This window comes from Brachybacterium sacelli (assembly GCF_017876545.1).
GTDB lineage: Bacteria > Actinomycetota > Actinomycetes > Actinomycetales > Dermabacteraceae > Brachybacterium > Brachybacterium sacelli.
In genome coordinates this window covers 153,762-167,832 of sequence record NZ_JAGIOD010000002.1, presented here as the reverse complement: position 1 = coordinate 167,832, position 14,071 = coordinate 153,762, and the positions used below count along the sequence as shown (strand labels likewise).

Below are 14,071 nucleotides of genomic sequence, written 5' to 3'. Positions count from 1 at the left end.
GGCGGCGACGCGGCTCGCCACGTCGTCGAAGGTGCCAGGAACGTGGCACCTTCTTCGACGTGGCGAGCAGCGCCCGGCCAGGTGAGCCGTGCTCAGCCCGCGGCGGCCAGGCCCCGCTCGAGGTCGGCGAGGATGTCGTCGATGTGCTCGAGGCCGACGCTCAGGCGCACGAAGCCGGGCTCGACCCCGGCCGCCCTCTGCTCCTCCTCGCTGAGCTGGGAGTGGGTGGTCGAGGCGGGGTGGACGACGAGGCTGCGCACGTCACCGATGTTCGCCACCAGGGAGTGCAGGGTGAGGGCATCGACGAAGCGTCGGCCGGCGTCGAGCCCGCCGGGCAGGGTGAACCCCAGCACGCTGCCCGCGCCGCGGGGCAGGTACTTGTCAGCGGTCGCCTTGTACGGCGAGGAGTCCAGGGAAGCCCAGGTGACGACGCCCACGCGGTCGTCGGCCTCCAGGTAGGCGGCGACCTGGTGAGCGTTCTCGAGATGCCGCTCCATGCGCAGCGGCAGCGTCTCCAGGCCCTGCCCGATGAGGAAGGCGTTGAACGGCGAGATGGCCGGGCCGAGATCGCGCAGCAGGTTGGTGCGGGCCCGGGTGGCGAAGGCGGCGGGCAGGCCCGCGAAGACGAGCCCGTTGTAGGACTCGTCGGGCTGGTTGAACTGCGGGTACTTCTCGGCGTGCGCGGCGAAGTCGAAGCTGTCGCCGTCCACGATCACACCTGCGATCGAGGTGCCGTGGCCGCCGAGGAACTTGGTCGCGGAATGCACCACGATGTCGGCGCCGTGCTCGAGCGGGCGCAGCAGGAACGGCGTGGCGACGGTGTTGTCGACGATCAGCGGGACTCCGACCTCGTGGGCGACGTCGGCGATCGCCCGCAGATCGGGGATGTCGTGCTTGGGGTTGGGGATCGACTCGACGAAGAAGGCCCGGGTGGTCGTATCGGCCGCGGCGCGCCAGGATTCCGGGTCGGTGGGGTCCTCGATCCACTGCGGGGTGATGCTCAGACGGGACAGCGTGTGCTTGAACAGGTTGAAGGCGCCGCCGTAGAGGCTCGGAGAGACCGCGACGGAGCTCCCGGCATCGGCGAGATTGAGGATCGACAGCGTGATCGCGGCCTGCCCGGAGGCGACCAGCAGCCCGGCCGCGCCGCCCTCGAGCGCCGCGACACGATCCTCGACCGCGCCCTGGGTGGGGTTGTTGATGCGGGAGTAGATCGGCCCCGGCTCGGCGAGGGCGAAGCGGTCCGCAGCGGATTCCGCCGTCGGGAACACGAAGCTGGTGGTCTGGTGGATCGGCAGGGCACGCGATCCGGCCTCGGCATCGGGCTCCTGGCCCGCGTGGATGGCGAGGGTCTCGAACTTCTGGGGCTGCTCGGTCATGGAAGGCTCCTTGTCGCGACGGTGACCTCCTCAGCCTGACGCACCCCCGGCGATGGCTCCGAGGATCGTGAACCTCTGTGTCGTCTGTGTCGTCTGTGTCGTCTGTGTCGCCGCCCGGTACCACTCGTCCGGCCCTCACTCCCCCAGCGCGAGCACCTCACCCTGCCAGCGGCTGCGCAGCCAGCGGTCGTGGGAGGCGATCAGCACCGTACCTTCCCAGTCCGCCAAGGCGGTCTCGAAGCGGGTAGCGGTGACCAGCGCGAGGTGGTTGGTGGGCTCGTCGAGGACCAGCAGCTCGGGCGGATCCAGCAGCAGCGCCGCGAGCATGACGCGGCGCAGCTGGCCCCGGGAGAGCAGCTCGAGCGGTCGGGCCAGGTCGCGGGGATGGACCAGGCCGAACAGTTCGGGCACGGCGCCGTCCTCGGCCGGCGGCTCCTCGGTGCCCGCGACGGCCGCGCGCAGGTGCTCGCCGACGGTGCGTCCCGACACCGCCGTATCGTCCTGGCCGAGGTGGCCGATGCGGAGGCCCCGGGGATGGTCGACCGTGCCGTGGGTGGGGGCGAGGCGGCCGGTCACGGTGTCCAGCAGAGTCGACTTGCCCGAGCCGTTGGCCCCGGTCACCAGCAGGCGCTGCCCGGCCGAGAGGCTGAACGAGGTGGGGTCGAGGCGCCCGTCGACGGTGACCTCGCGCGCCGTGAGCAGCACCGCGCCTCCCCCGCCCCTGCCGCGCCCGGGAACCGGGGGCAGGTGCGTGAAGTGCAGCTCCGCGGGCGGTTTGCGGACTTGGTCCTCCTCGAGCTGGGCGAGGCGTGCCCGGGCTTCGCGCAGACGGCGGGAGACGACGGTGGCGTTGCGGTCCGCGTAGAACTTCTTCGCCATCCCGCCCTCGGTGCGCGGTGCCGCGCCGGGATGTCCGACCGTCGCGGAGTCCTTCACGGCCTGGCGAAGCTCCTTGAGCTCGTCCTGCTCGGTGCGGAAGCGGTGCTCCCAGCGGTCCCTCGCCTCGAAGCGGGCCAGGAGATAGTCGCTGAAGCCGCCCGTGTAGACGGTCAGACCGCCGGGATCCGTGCGGGCCGGGGACTCGGCGGGGTCCAGGTCCAGCTGGGCGGTGGTGGCGTCGTCGAGGAAGGCGCGGTCGTGGCTCGCGATGAGCACGGGGCCGCCGTGGGCGGCGATGGTAGCGGCCAGGAAGGCGGCGCCGTCGTCGTCGAGGTGGTTGGTGGGCTCGTCGAGCAGCCAGGTGGTGGGGCGGGCGATGAGCAGGTGCGCGAGGGCGAGACGCTCGCGCTGGCCCCCGCTGATCTCACCGAGCGGTGTGGCGGGCGCGATCTCGGCGAGGCTCAGCCCGGCCAGGACCGCCTCGGCCCGGTGCTCGGCGTTCCAGACGTCGGCGAGGGTCGCCTCGGCCAGGAGCTCGTCGAAGCGCACGGCGGCATGGGCCGCGGGCTCGCCGTCCCCGGCGGCGAGGGCCTCCCCCGCGGCGGTGAGCTCGCGCTCCAGGCGTCGGGAACGCTCGAGGGCGTCAGCCACCACCTCGGCGAGCGTGGTGGTGGGGCCGGCGGGCAGCTCCTGGTGCAGGACGCCGACGGGACCCGGGGCCCAGCTCGTCCCGGCATCGGGGGTCAGATCCCCGGCCAGGATCCGCAGCAGGGTGGACTTTCCGCTGCCGTTCTCCCCGAGCAGACCGGTGGGTCGCCCGGCGGGGACCACGAGGCCCACGTCCGTCAGGACGCGACGATCGGGATAGGAGAAGGAGAGCCCGTCGGCGCGCAGGTGCAGGCGGGGGTCGCCGGAGCCGGCCGTGGGGGCCGGGGCAGCGGAGGGGGTGGGGTGCGTAGGCATGGATCAGCTCCGGATCGTGTCGACACGGTGGGAAGCAGGGACTGATCAGATGCTCACGGCGACGAGTCTAGGGGCGCCGTCGCGACCGGGTCGAGGGATTATCCGTCGGCCGCTCGTCGACGGGCCCGTCGACCGGCCCCCGTGGTGAGCGCGCGGCCCACGAGGCGGGGCGACGACGCCCGTGCAGGTCCGCCGCCTCCGCTCACAGGAGTCGTCCTCCCCGTCCGGGACCGTCCCCCGCCCTACGATGAAGGCCCGATCCCGGGGGAATCGCCAGAGGAGGACCACATGGACGCCGACGCCTCCACACCGACCCACGTCGTGATCGCCGGTGACATCGGCGGCACCAGCTCGCGTCTGGCCCTGGCCCCACTGGGCGGCGGGGTGGCCGCAGAGGCGGAGGGGCCCGGCGCCAATCTGCGCTCCTCGGGATCCGCCGCCATGGACCATCTGGCCGACACCGTGCGGACCGTCCTGGAGAACGGTCGGCACGCGCTGGGCGACGAGATCGAGGTCGACGCCGTCGCGCTCGGCATCTCGGGCGCCGGCCCGGCACGGGCGCACGAGGTGCGCACCGTCGTCGGCGAGCGGCTGGAGGAGCTGGGCATCGCCGCCGACCGTCTCCTGGTCACCGATGACCTGCACACCGCCTTCCTCGCCGGCGGCATGGGCGATGACGGTCTGCTGGTGCTGGCCGGCACCGGCGCGGTCGCCGTCCGCTTCCACCAGCGTGAGGCGGTAGCCCGCCGCGACGGGATGGGCTGGCTGCTCGGCGACATCGGCTCGGCCGTGTGGCTGGGGCGGCGCGCGCTGCAGGCGGCGGCGGCGGATCTCGACGGGCGCGGTCGACGCACCCGGCTGACGGAGCAGGTCGGGGACATGCTCGACCTCGACCTGCGCGACGGCCTGCTGCCGCCTTCCCCCACCGGCGATCCCCGCCAGGATCTGATCCGTGCCCTGGACGAGTTCCTGCCGGCCGGGGCCCCGGCCGCGCTCGGACGGTTCGCCCGTCTGCCGGGATCGGTCCCCGAGGACCCCGCCGCTCGCGAGATTCTCGACACCGCGGTGCGGCACGTCATGGACACCGTACGGGCGCTGGACCCGGAGGCGGGCCTTCCCGTGGTCCTGGCCGGATCCGTCCTGGCCACCCCGGGCCCGATCCACGACGAGGTCGCGACCGGCCTGCAGGCCGACGGGCGCGCCTACTGCACGGCCACGACCGGCCTCCCGGGCGCGCTGCTGCTGGCTCGGGAGAAGGCAGGAGACGTCCTGGCATGAGCGAACCCGGCCCCGTGCTCCGGCGTCCTCGGCGAGGGGGCCGACGCCGACGCGTCTCCCGCGCCAGCGGGCTCCGGGCCGGCGGGCTCCGGGCGCCGCTGACGACCGCGCCGGTGGGTTCGGCCGGCTCACCGTCGCCATCACCAGCGCTCTCCCCGGCTTCGGGCCCGTCGCCGTCCGTCTCGCCGCCCCCGAGCGCGGCCTCACCGGAACCGGCGGTCGAGGGCCCGGGCCGGCCCGTCTCCCGTCCGCCCCGACGCGCCCGACGCGGACGCGGACGTCGCCGCGGCCTGCGCGAGCGCTTCCTCTCGGAGAACCTCCGCTTCCTGATCTCGCTGCTGGTGTCCTTCCCCGCCGGGATGTCGGTGGCGCTCGCCCTGCCGCAGCTGGGCGAGGACGGTCCGGGGAACCAGGGCGAGAGGATCGCGGCGCTGCTCCTGCTGCTGATCATCGTCATCTCCCTGTACACGCTGCTGTTCGCGGTGCTGACCCACATCGCGCTGAGCGGCCAGCCCCGCGCTCGGCTGGTCGGCACCGCCCGACTGCCCCGGGTGCGCAAGCACGTCCGGCTGTATCGGGTGTTCGCGGGCCGCAGCGGGGCGGCGGGGGAGGTCGCCCAGCTCCTGTTCACCGCCGCGATCGCGATCCTGCTGCTGGTGATGCGACCGGACGGGGTGCCGATGGCCGCCCTGCTGGCCCTCACCGTCGGCGCCGTGGCCACGGCCTGGATCGGAGCGGTGATGACCTTCGCCGTGGAGTACGCCGCGGAGGACGCCCACGGCGACGCCTTCGAGCTGGCCGGGACCCCCGGGCACGAACGGACGCTGGCGGACTACGTCTACGGCGCGGTGCTGATCCAGGCCGCCAACGGCACCGATCTCGCCCCGACCACCCCCAGGGCCCGCCGCCTCGTGCGCGACCACGTGATCCTCGCCCACGTCTCCAGCACGATCATCATCACCCTGGGCGTCTCGGCACTGCTCACCGCCATCGGCTGACCACGCTCCACCGCGCCTCGCGTCGGCGCAGCGCGTCCGTGGCCTGGACCGTGGAGACTAGGATGGCCAGCGTCAGCCCGCCGCTGAGCCGGGTGCCCGGGGTCGTCCCAGGTGCCGCGTGCCGCCCGTTCCGGAAGGTTCTGCTCGATGCCCGACCTCCACGACCAGATCCCCTCCCGCGAGAAGGTGCTGATCATCGGCGCCGGACCCGCCGGTCTCGCGGCCGCTGCCGCCCTGAAGGCCCTGGAGGTCCCCTTCGACCTGGTCGACCGTGCGAAGCACGTCGGCGGCATCTGGAACGAGGAGCGCGAGGACTCCCCGGTGTGGCCCGCGATGGAGATGATCTCCTCGCGGGAGTTCACCCAGTACGAGGACATGCTCCAACCGGTCTCCTTCCCCGAGTTCCTCAGCCCTGGCCACATGGCCAAGTACCTGCGCGCCTACGCGGCGCGCCATCAGCTGACCGACCACTTCCGTCCGCGCGTCGCCGTGCGTACCGCCCGCCCGTTCGAGGACGGCATCTGGCAGGTCGAGCTCTCCACGGGCGAGATCCTGATCTACCGGGCGGTGATCTCCGCCCACGGCATCTCCCAACGCCCGCACCGTCCCGACTGGGCCGCGGACGTCCCGAAGTCCGTGCAGGTCATCCACTCCTCGGAATGGAGCGGGCCCGACGGGCTCGAGGGCCAGCGGGTCCTCGTCGTCGGCTCCGGGCAGTCCGCCGCCGACATCTCGGTCGACGCCGCCCGTCGCGCCCTCGAGGTGCGCTGGTCGATGCGAACCGGGCACTGGGTCGTCCCCCGCCGCATCGGCCGGGTCCCCGGGGACGTCGCCGCCTCCCGCGAGCCCTCCGTGCTCGGCGGCCTGAACGCCAAGATCGCGAAGAGCGTCATCTCCCGCACCGTGGGCAACCCCGCCGCGGCCGGGCTTCCGCGCCCGGCCGCGCCGTTGCTCGAGGACTCCGTGATCGTCTCCGACGACGTCCTGGACCGAGTGAGGGAGGGCCGGATCACGCCCGCCGGCGAGGTCACCGGAGTCGAGGCGGACGGCACCCTCACTCATCTCGGTCCCGAGCTCCATGCCGGCCACATCAGGTACGCGCCCGATCTGATCGTGCTGGCCACGGGCTACGAGGTCGGCGCCGACCACCTGCCCGAGGACGTCGTGCCGCGCTCCGCCGACGGTGACCTGGACCTGTTCCTGGGGGCCTTCCCCCGCGGCCGCGACGACCTGGCGTTCCTCGGTCAGCAGCGGGTCGCCGGCGGGGTGCTGCCCGTCCTCGTCGAGCAGGCCGATCTGGCCGCCTACGTGCTGGCCGCCCGCGAGGGCGACTCCGCCGCCCTGCGGCAGTTCCAGCGCCTGCGCGCCGGCTCCGAGACCGCCGTGCAGACGGCCGCGACCCCGGCCGGCGGGGGCATGCTGGGGCGTCTGGGAGGAGCGCTCGGCGCGAACCGGGTCACCGCCCGTGCCGCCCCCACCGCCACCGCCACGCGGGGAGAGAACCTGGTGCCCTCCACGGACCGCGACACTCTGCTGGCACGACTGCGATCGGTGCGCGAGCTGTTCGACTGAGCCCTCGGGACGCGCGAGCTCACGCGTCCTGCGGGGCCCCGGCCGTCGTCTGCTCACGGTCCGTGAGGCGTGCGGGCCGCAGTGCGAGGCCGGCCGCGAGCGCGGACAGCACCGCCACCGCGAGCACGGCGAGCCCACCGCGATGCTGATCCGCGAGAGCGTCCGGCAACCACTGCCGCCCGGTCGCCCCGAACCAGCTCGAAGCCATCAGCAGATCGGTGCTGACCAGCACGATCCCGCCGGCCAGGCCCAGCGCGAGCGGAGCGGCGGCGATCAGGAGCCGCGCACCGGTGCCCTGCGTGGCGCGCACGGTGAGCGCACTGAGCACCCCACCGCACAGCGCCAGCATCTGCAGCGCCAGGTGAGCGGCATGGCCATCCAGCGCGAGACGCAGGATCGGGCCCGCGTACGCCGCCCCGAGCAGGGCCACCGGCACGGCGGCGACCAGGGCAGCGAGCCACCGACGGCGCCCGACCGCTCGACGCAGCAGGGACGGGACCGTCACCGCACTGCCCAGCAGCACGCCGGCCCCGGCCAGCAGCAGCGCATGCTGCAGCAGGTGCGCGGAGACCAGCACCTTCCCGTACACATTCAGCGGTCCGCTGGTCAGCACCACGAGCACGACGCCCGCGAGCACCAGGCGGACGCTCGCGCCCCGCTCCCTTCGCGGCGCGCGCGGACGCCACCACACCAGCACCATCACGCAGGCCAGCAGCATGCCGAAGGGATCGGGACGCCACGCGGTCAGCACCGCGCCGAGGTCCGGGGCTGGCGGCAGCGGGTACCCGGTCAGCACCCCCGCAGGCCCGGGCGGCGGGGTGCCGGCGTCGGCCGGGGGCGGGGACGAACTCATGGCGGCGGCGATCGCCACGGCCAGGCCCATCAGCGCGAGCTCGAGGATCGCCAGGCGGCGGTAGGTGCCTGCGGCCTGGCGACCCGCCCCGTCGGCGGTGAACCCGGTCGCGAGCTGCCGGCGTTGGAGGACGCCCAGTCCCGCCAGCGCGATGAGCAGCACGGCCTTGGCGACGCCGAGCTGGGCGTACGCGCTGGTGAGGATCTCCCCCACCGAGTTCACGCGCACTCCCAGGGCCCACACCCCGCTCAGGGCGAGGGCGATCCAGCAGATCAGCGCGAGATGGGAGTAGCCGCGCACCACCCGTGCGTCATCGCGGGCGCTGCGCGGCAGGGCCTGCAGGATCGCCAGGCCGCCCAGCCAGATCCCCACCGCCAGCAGATGCACGAGCATCGTGGAGGTGGCGACCTCGTGGTTGGAGTCCCCGGCGGCATGGCCGGTCATGGCGCTGGAGAACGCGATCAGACCGGCGGCCACCGCCACCGTCCGGGCGATCCCGCGCCCCGTGCCGGTGACGGCGATGGTGGTGGCGGCAGCGGCGATCACCAGCGCTGTCACGTACCAGATGCCGAGTTCCGTGGCCAGGTACACGCTGAGGTCGGAGCCGAAGCGCGCGGAGCCGACGGGCTGCCCGGTCGCGACCGCGTAGGAGAAGGCGAGGGAGGCGCCGCGGGCGAGGGTGGTGATTCCTGCTGCGAGGGCGACCAGGGTCATCGCACGGACGCGGTCGGCCTCCTCGTGCAGCAGCCAGCCGGCGACGACGGCACCGCCCAGGGTCAGGGCCGCTGCGAGGTCGGCGACCATCGTGGCGACCGGTCCGCCGTGGCGGGCCAGGGACCCGGCGTTGCGCAGCACGAGGTTGTCGCCACCGGCGGCCTCGGCCGCGAGGACGGAGATCAGGGCGAGCACACCGAGTGCGCCGAGGACGATCGCGACGACCGTCAGGGCGGGCCGCCGCTGCGAGGTGGTGCTCACGACGCGATCACCAGCCCCACCCATAGCAGCGCCATCCCGGTCCCGATCGTCAGCAGGAAGTAGGCGACGCTGAGGGCGAAGCTGCCGCGTCGGATCAGTTCTACGACATCGAGGGCGGCGGTGGACAGGGTGGACAGGCCACCGCAGAAGCCGACCGCGAGCAGCAGGAACCCGAGCTCGGCGACTCCTGAGGCGGCCGAGCCGAGACGGGCCACCACGATCCCGAGCACGAAGCAGGCCAGCGCGTTGGCGAGGAACGTCAGCCACGGCTTGGCGCGCAGGTCGCCATCGCTGCTGCGGCGGGCGGCGCGACGCATGCCGACCTCGCGCAGCCACCAGCGCAGCACGGAGCCGCCGGCGCCGCCGATCGCGACCATCACCGCGCCCAGCAGGAAGGTTCCCACGCTCATGACTCCTCCCCCTGGTCCCGGGCGGGGCGCTGCTCGGTGTCGGGGCCTGCTGGATCAGGGTCGGAGCCCGCGGGCTCAGGGTCGGAGCCGCCCCGATGAGAGTCGGAGCCGGCCTGCTCGACGTCGGAATCGGGCTGAGAGGAGTCGGAATCGGCCAGCTCAGAGCTGGTGCCGACCCGATCGGTGCGAGAGGCCCCTCGCCCGGCGCGATCGCTCCGGGCGGCGGCCCGGTGCGCAAGTCGCCGGCCCCCGAGGAGGCCGCCGACCATCGCGCCGAGGCACCCGAAGACGGTCGCCAGGGCGTAGGCGAAGGCCTGCATCGGGAAATCGGCGCCGATCATCGCCGAGCCCTCCAGCACCACCGTGGACATGGTGGTGAAACCACCGCACAGCCCGGTGCCGAGCAGCGGCAGCATCCAGGGCCGCCCGGGCCGCACCTCGAGCACACCGGTGAGCGTGCCGAGGATCAGGCACCCGAGCACGTTCGCCCAGAGCGTGGCCCAGGGCAGCTCGACCAGCGTGGGGGTGGCGACGGTGGGTGAGATCACCATGAGCACGAAGCGCAGCAGCGCCCCGATCGCTCCGCCGGCGGCGACCAGCAGAGCGGTCCGACGCGGGGTCAGTCGAGCCTGCACGGGCCCCGAGCCGAAGGTGTCGCCGTCGCTGACGTCCTCCAGGCGCAGCGCAGCCATCTCGACCGTCTGCATCCGCGGGTCGTCGCGCCGCGAGGTGTGCGGAGGCGGGGTCGGGCTCGAGGTCACCGGATCAGGGTACCGACGACCGCGGCAGGCCGGTCCCAGGCGTCGCTCAACCCCAGCACCTCACGGTCGAGCTCCTCCCGCTCCACCTCCGCCGCCGACTCGCACGCTCGCCGACGACTCCGGCTGCGCAGTTCGTCGCTCAACCCCAGCACCTCCCGGTCGAGCTCCTCCCGCTCCACCTCCGCCGCCGACTCGCACGCTCGCCGACGACTCCGGCTGCGCAGTTCGTCGCTCAACCCCAGACCAAGCCCAGGGAGGGGTCCTCGAGCACCGCGGAGATGTCGCGCAGCAGTTCCGCGCCGAGGGCCCCGTCGATCAGGCGGTGGTCGAAGCTCAGCGCGAGCTGGGCCACCTTGCGCGTGACGATCTGTCCGTCGACCACCCAGGGCTTCTCCTTGATCGCCCCGACGCCCAGGATCACGGATTCTCCCGGGTTGAGGATCGGGGTGCCGGAGTCGATGCCGAACACACCGAAGTTGGTGATGGTGATCGTCCCCTCCCGCGTATCGGTCAGGGAGGTCCTCCCGGCGCGCGCGGTCTTGGCGAGCTCGTCTATCCCCTCTGCCAGCTCGCGCAGCGTCATCAGGTGCGCGTCCTTGAGGTTGGGGACGATGAGCCCGCGCGGGGTGGCTGCGGCGATGCCCAGGTTCACGAAGTGCTTGTAGACGATCTCCTGGTTCGGCTCGTCCCAGGAGCCGTTGACCTCGGGATTGCGGCGGATCGCCACCAGCAGCGCCTTCGCGATCACCACCAGGGGGCTGACCTTGACGTCGGCCCACTCGCGGGAGGCCTTGAGGTCCGCGATGATCTGCACGGTCCGCGTCATGTCGATCTCGTTGAAGACCGTCACGTGCGGGGCGGTGAAGGCGGAGGCCACCATGGCCTCGGCAGTCCGCTTGCGCACGGAGCGGATCGGCACCCGGGTGGTGCGCTCGTCGCTGGTGACGCCGGCGAAGGGCTGGTCGCGCGTGGTCTTCATGGCTCCTCCGAGTCCTTCCGGGACCTGCGGGGACTCCTCGGGGAAGTAGGCCCCGTCCGGGCTGGTCGACGCGTCGCCCGACATCGCCCGTTGCTGGGCGGCGAGCACGTCGGCGCGGGTGACGGTGCCGTCAGGACCGGTCGCGAACACGTCGGCGAGCGCGATCCCGAGGTCCCGGGCGAGCTTGCGCACCGGTGGTTTGGCGAGGATGCGGTCGATCGGCACCTGCGGCCCGTCGTCCTGCGCGATCCGGCGGCGGCGACGACGCTGCGGGGACGTGGACGCGCCGTAGCCGACGAGATTCTTGGGCTCGTCCTCGGTGCCTGCTGCCGGAGCGGACGCTGCGGCGGGCTCCCCGCCCTGCGGAGCGACCTCGGCCGCCGTCTGTGCCTCGGCGGCGGTCGCGGCCGCAGCGGATTCCTCGGCGGGTGCCGACCCGTCGGCCCGCGCGGTCGCGTCGGCCGGCGTGGACCCCTCGGCCGGCTCGGCCGGCTCCTGGGCGGCGCTCGGCGCCGGCCCCCCGGCGGTGTCCACCTCGAGCAGTGGGGTGCCGACGGGCACCTCGTCCCCGACCGCCACCAGGATCCTGGTGACGGTGCCGCCGATGTGGCTGGGCAGCTCCACGGCGCTCTTGGCGGTCTCCACCTCGATCACGGGGTCGTTGATGGCGATGGTGTCGCCCACGGCGACCTTGATGTCGATGATCTCGGCCTCGGTCAGTCCCTCGCCGGGATCGGTGAGCGCGATCGTCACGAGCGACGAGGAGGAGGGGGTCGCAATCTCATCTGGCTCATCTGGCATGGGGAGATCCTTTCACGCAGGGGCGTGGCCGTCAGTGTTCGAGCAGACGGTCCACGCCGTCCAGCACCCGGTCGAGGTCGGGAAGGTAGGCGTGCTCCATGCGCGCCGGCGGATAGGGCAGGTGATACCCGCCCACGCGCAGCACGGGCGCCTCCAGGTGGTAGAAGCACTCCTCGGAGATGCGAGCAGCGATCTCCCCGCCGAGACCACCGACCACCGGAGCCTCGTGCACGATGAGCAGCCGTCCGGTGCGCTTGACCGAGGCCGCAATGGTCGGGAGGTCCACCGGCGACAGCGAGCGCGCGTCGATGACCTCCAACTCGATGCCGTCCGCGGCGGCGGCTTCCGCGCTCTCGAGCGCGAGCGGCATGCTCGGCCCCCAGGCCAGCAGCGTCGCGTCGGTGCCCGGACGCACCACCGCCGCTTCCCACGGGGACAGTTCGGGCCGGTGGTCGGGATCGACGTCCCCCTTGACCCAGTACCGCTTCTTCGGCTCGAACATGATGACCGGGTCCTCGCACTCGATGGCCTGCCGGGTCATCCAGTACGCATCCTGCGCATTCGACGGGGCGAGGATCCGCAGGCCCGCGGTGTGCGCGAACAGCGCTTCGGGGCTCTCGGAATGATGCTCGATCGCCCCGATGCCGCCACCGTGCGGGATACGGATCACGATCGGCATGTGCACGGCACCGTGGGTGCGGTTGTGCATCTTCGCGACCTGGGTGGTGATCTGGTTGAACGCGGGGAACACGAAGCCGTCGAACTGGATCTCGACCACGGGGCGGTAGCCGCGCACGGCCAGGCCGACCGAGGTGCCGACGATGCCGGCCTCCGCCAGCGGGGTGTCGACCACCCGCTGGGAGCCGAACTCGGCGTGCAGGCCGTCGGTGACACGGAAGACACCGCCGAGCACGCCGATGTCCTCGCCCATCAGCAGGACCTTGTCGTCCACGCGCATCGCGTCGCGCAGCCCGGCGGTGATCGCCTTGGCGATCGGGAGGGTGGAGCTGCTCATGCGCGGCCTCCCTTCTGCTCGGTGCTCTCGTCGTCCTCGAACTGGGCGATGTACTCGAGGTACTGCGCGCGCTCGGCCTCGACGATCGGATGGGGTTCGGCGTAGGCGTGGGTGAACATGCCCACGGGATCCGGGTCCTCCATGCCGTGGATGTGGTGGTGCAGCTGCATGGCGAGGTCCTGGGCCTCCTCGTCGCAGCGGGCGACGAACGCCTCGTCGATCTCCCCGAGCTGCTCGAGGTGGCGGCGCAGGCGCAGGATCGGATCCTTCTCCGCCCACTCCTGCTCCTCCACGGCGGGACGGTAGCGAGAGGCGTCGTCGCTGGTGGTGTGGGCGGCCATACGGTAGGTGACCGCCTCGATGAACCGCGGCCCCTCCCCCGCGCGGGCGGCGTCGAGCGCATCGCGCACGGCGGCGAGCACCGCGAGCACATCATTGCCGTCGACCCGCACCGAGGGGATCCCCCAGCCACGGGACCGCTGCGCGAGCGGCACCCGTGACTGCACCGAGGTGGGCACGGAGATCGCCCACTGGTTGTTCTGGGTGAAGAAGACGACGGGGGCCTCGAAGGAGGCGGAGAAGGTGAAGGACTCCGAGACCTCCCCCTCGCTGGAGGCTCCGTCGCCGAACAGGGCCAGGACCGCGGTGTCGGTCTCGCGGTCCCCGGTACCGACGACACCGTCGCGCTGCAGGCCCATGGCGTAGCCGACCGCGTGGGGCGCCTGGGACCCGAGCACGATCATGTACGGGTGGGTGCGCAGCTCATTGGGGTCCCAGCCGCCGTGGCTGACCCCCCGATACGACTCCAGCAGCCGCCACGGCTCGATGCCGCGGGCCCAGGCGATCCCGTGCTCGCGGTAGGTGGGCACCAGATAGTCCTGCTCACGGGAGGCGTGGCCGGCGCCGATCTGGGCGGCCTCCTGCCCCAGCGCGCTGGCCCACAGACCGAGCTGGCCCTGGCGCTGCAGGCTGGTCGCCTCGAGGTCCGCGGCGCGGATCATCACCATGTCGCGGTAGTAGCCGCGCAGGCGTTCGGGGGTCTGGAGGTCGTCGTCGCCCCCGCTGCCCGCGAGGACCGCGTCGAGCTCCTCGTGCGGGCTGCGGGTGCCGTCGGTCGCGAGGAGCTGGATCAGCGGCTCCTGGGCGGCGACGTCGGGGATCGTGGATCGGAAAACACTCACGACGGCGAGCGTAACCTACGGTGCCGT

The 14,071-nt window shown here is 72.9% G+C and carries 11 protein-coding genes; 3 read left to right on the top strand and 8 right to left on the bottom strand.

Annotation, left to right across the window (positions count from 1 at the left end; translation table 11 throughout):
- Positions 1-92: 92 nt before the first annotated feature.
- Entirely contained in the window at positions 93-1,379 is a 1,287-nt protein-coding gene (locus JOF43_RS14875; RefSeq protein WP_209903569.1) for an O-acetylhomoserine aminocarboxypropyltransferase/cysteine synthase family protein, read from the bottom strand.
- A gap of 135 nt (positions 1,380-1,514) precedes the next feature.
- Positions 1,515-3,221 carry an ABC-F family ATP-binding cassette domain-containing protein gene (locus JOF43_RS14870; RefSeq protein WP_209903567.1) on the bottom strand — a complete coding sequence of 569 codons (1,707 nt, stop codon included), beginning with the start codon at positions 3,219-3,221 and terminating at the stop codon, positions 1,515-1,517.
- 288 nt (positions 3,222-3,509) lie between these two features.
- Between JOF43_RS14870 and JOF43_RS14865 the strand changes: the two genes are divergently transcribed.
- From JOF43_RS14865 to JOF43_RS14855, 3 genes are all read left to right on the top strand, one after another.
- Positions 3,510-4,499, top strand: coding sequence for an N-acetylglucosamine kinase (locus JOF43_RS14865; RefSeq protein ID WP_209903565.1), 990 nt, complete (start codon positions 3,510-3,512; stop codon positions 4,497-4,499).
- Complete coding sequence (locus JOF43_RS14860) at positions 4,496-5,497, top strand: DUF1345 domain-containing protein (protein ID WP_209903563.1); 1,002 nt, start codon at positions 4,496-4,498, stop codon at positions 5,495-5,497. Before JOF43_RS14865 ends, JOF43_RS14860 begins: the two co-directional genes overlap by 4 nt.
- A gap of 147 nt (positions 5,498-5,644) precedes the next feature.
- The gene (locus tag JOF43_RS14855; RefSeq protein WP_209903561.1) at positions 5,645-7,069 is read left to right on the top strand and encodes a flavin-containing monooxygenase; all 1,425 of its coding nucleotides are present in this window, start codon (positions 5,645-5,647) and stop codon (positions 7,067-7,069) included.
- Between the two features lie 19 nt (positions 7,070-7,088).
- Here JOF43_RS14855 and JOF43_RS14850 read toward each other — a convergent pair whose 3' ends face one another.
- From JOF43_RS14850 to JOF43_RS14825, 6 genes are all read right to left on the bottom strand, one after another.
- Positions 7,089-8,897 (bottom strand): CopD family protein, encoded by a 1,809-nt coding sequence (locus JOF43_RS14850; RefSeq protein WP_342592197.1) that lies wholly within the window; start codon positions 8,895-8,897, stop codon positions 7,089-7,091.
- On the bottom strand, positions 8,894-9,307 hold the full coding sequence (locus JOF43_RS14845) for a fluoride efflux transporter FluC (RefSeq protein WP_209903558.1): 414 nt from the start codon (positions 9,305-9,307) through the stop codon (positions 8,894-8,896). Before JOF43_RS14845 ends, JOF43_RS14850 begins: the two co-directional genes overlap by 4 nt.
- Positions 9,304-10,068: a FluC/FEX family fluoride channel gene (locus JOF43_RS14840; RefSeq protein WP_342592196.1), complete on the bottom strand. Its 765-nt coding sequence runs from the start codon at positions 10,066-10,068 to the stop codon at positions 9,304-9,306. The genes JOF43_RS14845 and JOF43_RS14840 overlap by 4 nt, the downstream gene beginning before the upstream one ends.
- Before the next feature lie 232 nt (positions 10,069-10,300).
- Positions 10,301-11,848 carry a dihydrolipoamide acetyltransferase family protein gene (locus JOF43_RS14835; RefSeq protein ID WP_209903556.1) on the bottom strand — a complete coding sequence of 516 codons (1,548 nt, stop codon included), beginning with the start codon at positions 11,846-11,848 and terminating at the stop codon, positions 10,301-10,303.
- Positions 11,849-11,879: 31 nt separating this feature from the next.
- Positions 11,880-12,863, bottom strand: coding sequence for an alpha-ketoacid dehydrogenase subunit beta (locus JOF43_RS14830; protein ID WP_209903554.1), 984 nt, complete (start codon positions 12,861-12,863; stop codon positions 11,880-11,882).
- Positions 12,860-14,044 carry a thiamine pyrophosphate-dependent dehydrogenase E1 component subunit alpha gene (locus JOF43_RS14825; RefSeq protein ID WP_209903552.1) on the bottom strand — a complete coding sequence of 395 codons (1,185 nt, stop codon included), beginning with the start codon at positions 14,042-14,044 and terminating at the stop codon, positions 12,860-12,862. The genes JOF43_RS14830 and JOF43_RS14825 overlap by 4 nt, the downstream gene beginning before the upstream one ends.
- Positions 14,045-14,071 lie beyond the last annotated feature (27 nt).

What these genes read in the sequence shown, in the direction of transcription:
- JOF43_RS14875 (WP_209903569.1), bottom strand. Translation starts at nt 1,379, where the DNA reads ATGACCGAGCAGCCCCAGAAGTTCGAGACCCTCGCCATCCACGCGGGC.
- JOF43_RS14870 (WP_209903567.1), bottom strand. Translation starts at nt 3,221, where the DNA reads ATGCCTACGCACCCCACCCCCTCCGCTGCCCCGGCCCCCACGGCCGGC.
- JOF43_RS14865 (WP_209903565.1), top strand. Translation starts at nt 3,510, where the DNA reads ATGGACGCCGACGCCTCCACACCGACCCACGTCGTGATCGCCGGTGAC.
- JOF43_RS14860 (WP_209903563.1), top strand. Translation starts at nt 4,496, where the DNA reads ATGAGCGAACCCGGCCCCGTGCTCCGGCGTCCTCGGCGAGGGGGCCGA.
- JOF43_RS14855 (WP_209903561.1), top strand. Translation starts at nt 5,645, where the DNA reads ATGCCCGACCTCCACGACCAGATCCCCTCCCGCGAGAAGGTGCTGATC.
- JOF43_RS14845 (WP_209903558.1), bottom strand. Translation starts at nt 9,307, where the DNA reads ATGAGCGTGGGAACCTTCCTGCTGGGCGCGGTGATGGTCGCGATCGGC.
- JOF43_RS14835 (WP_209903556.1), bottom strand. Translation starts at nt 11,848, where the DNA reads ATGCCAGATGAGCCAGATGAGATTGCGACCCCCTCCTCCTCGTCGCTC.
- JOF43_RS14830 (WP_209903554.1), bottom strand. Translation starts at nt 12,863, where the DNA reads ATGAGCAGCTCCACCCTCCCGATCGCCAAGGCGATCACCGCCGGGCTG.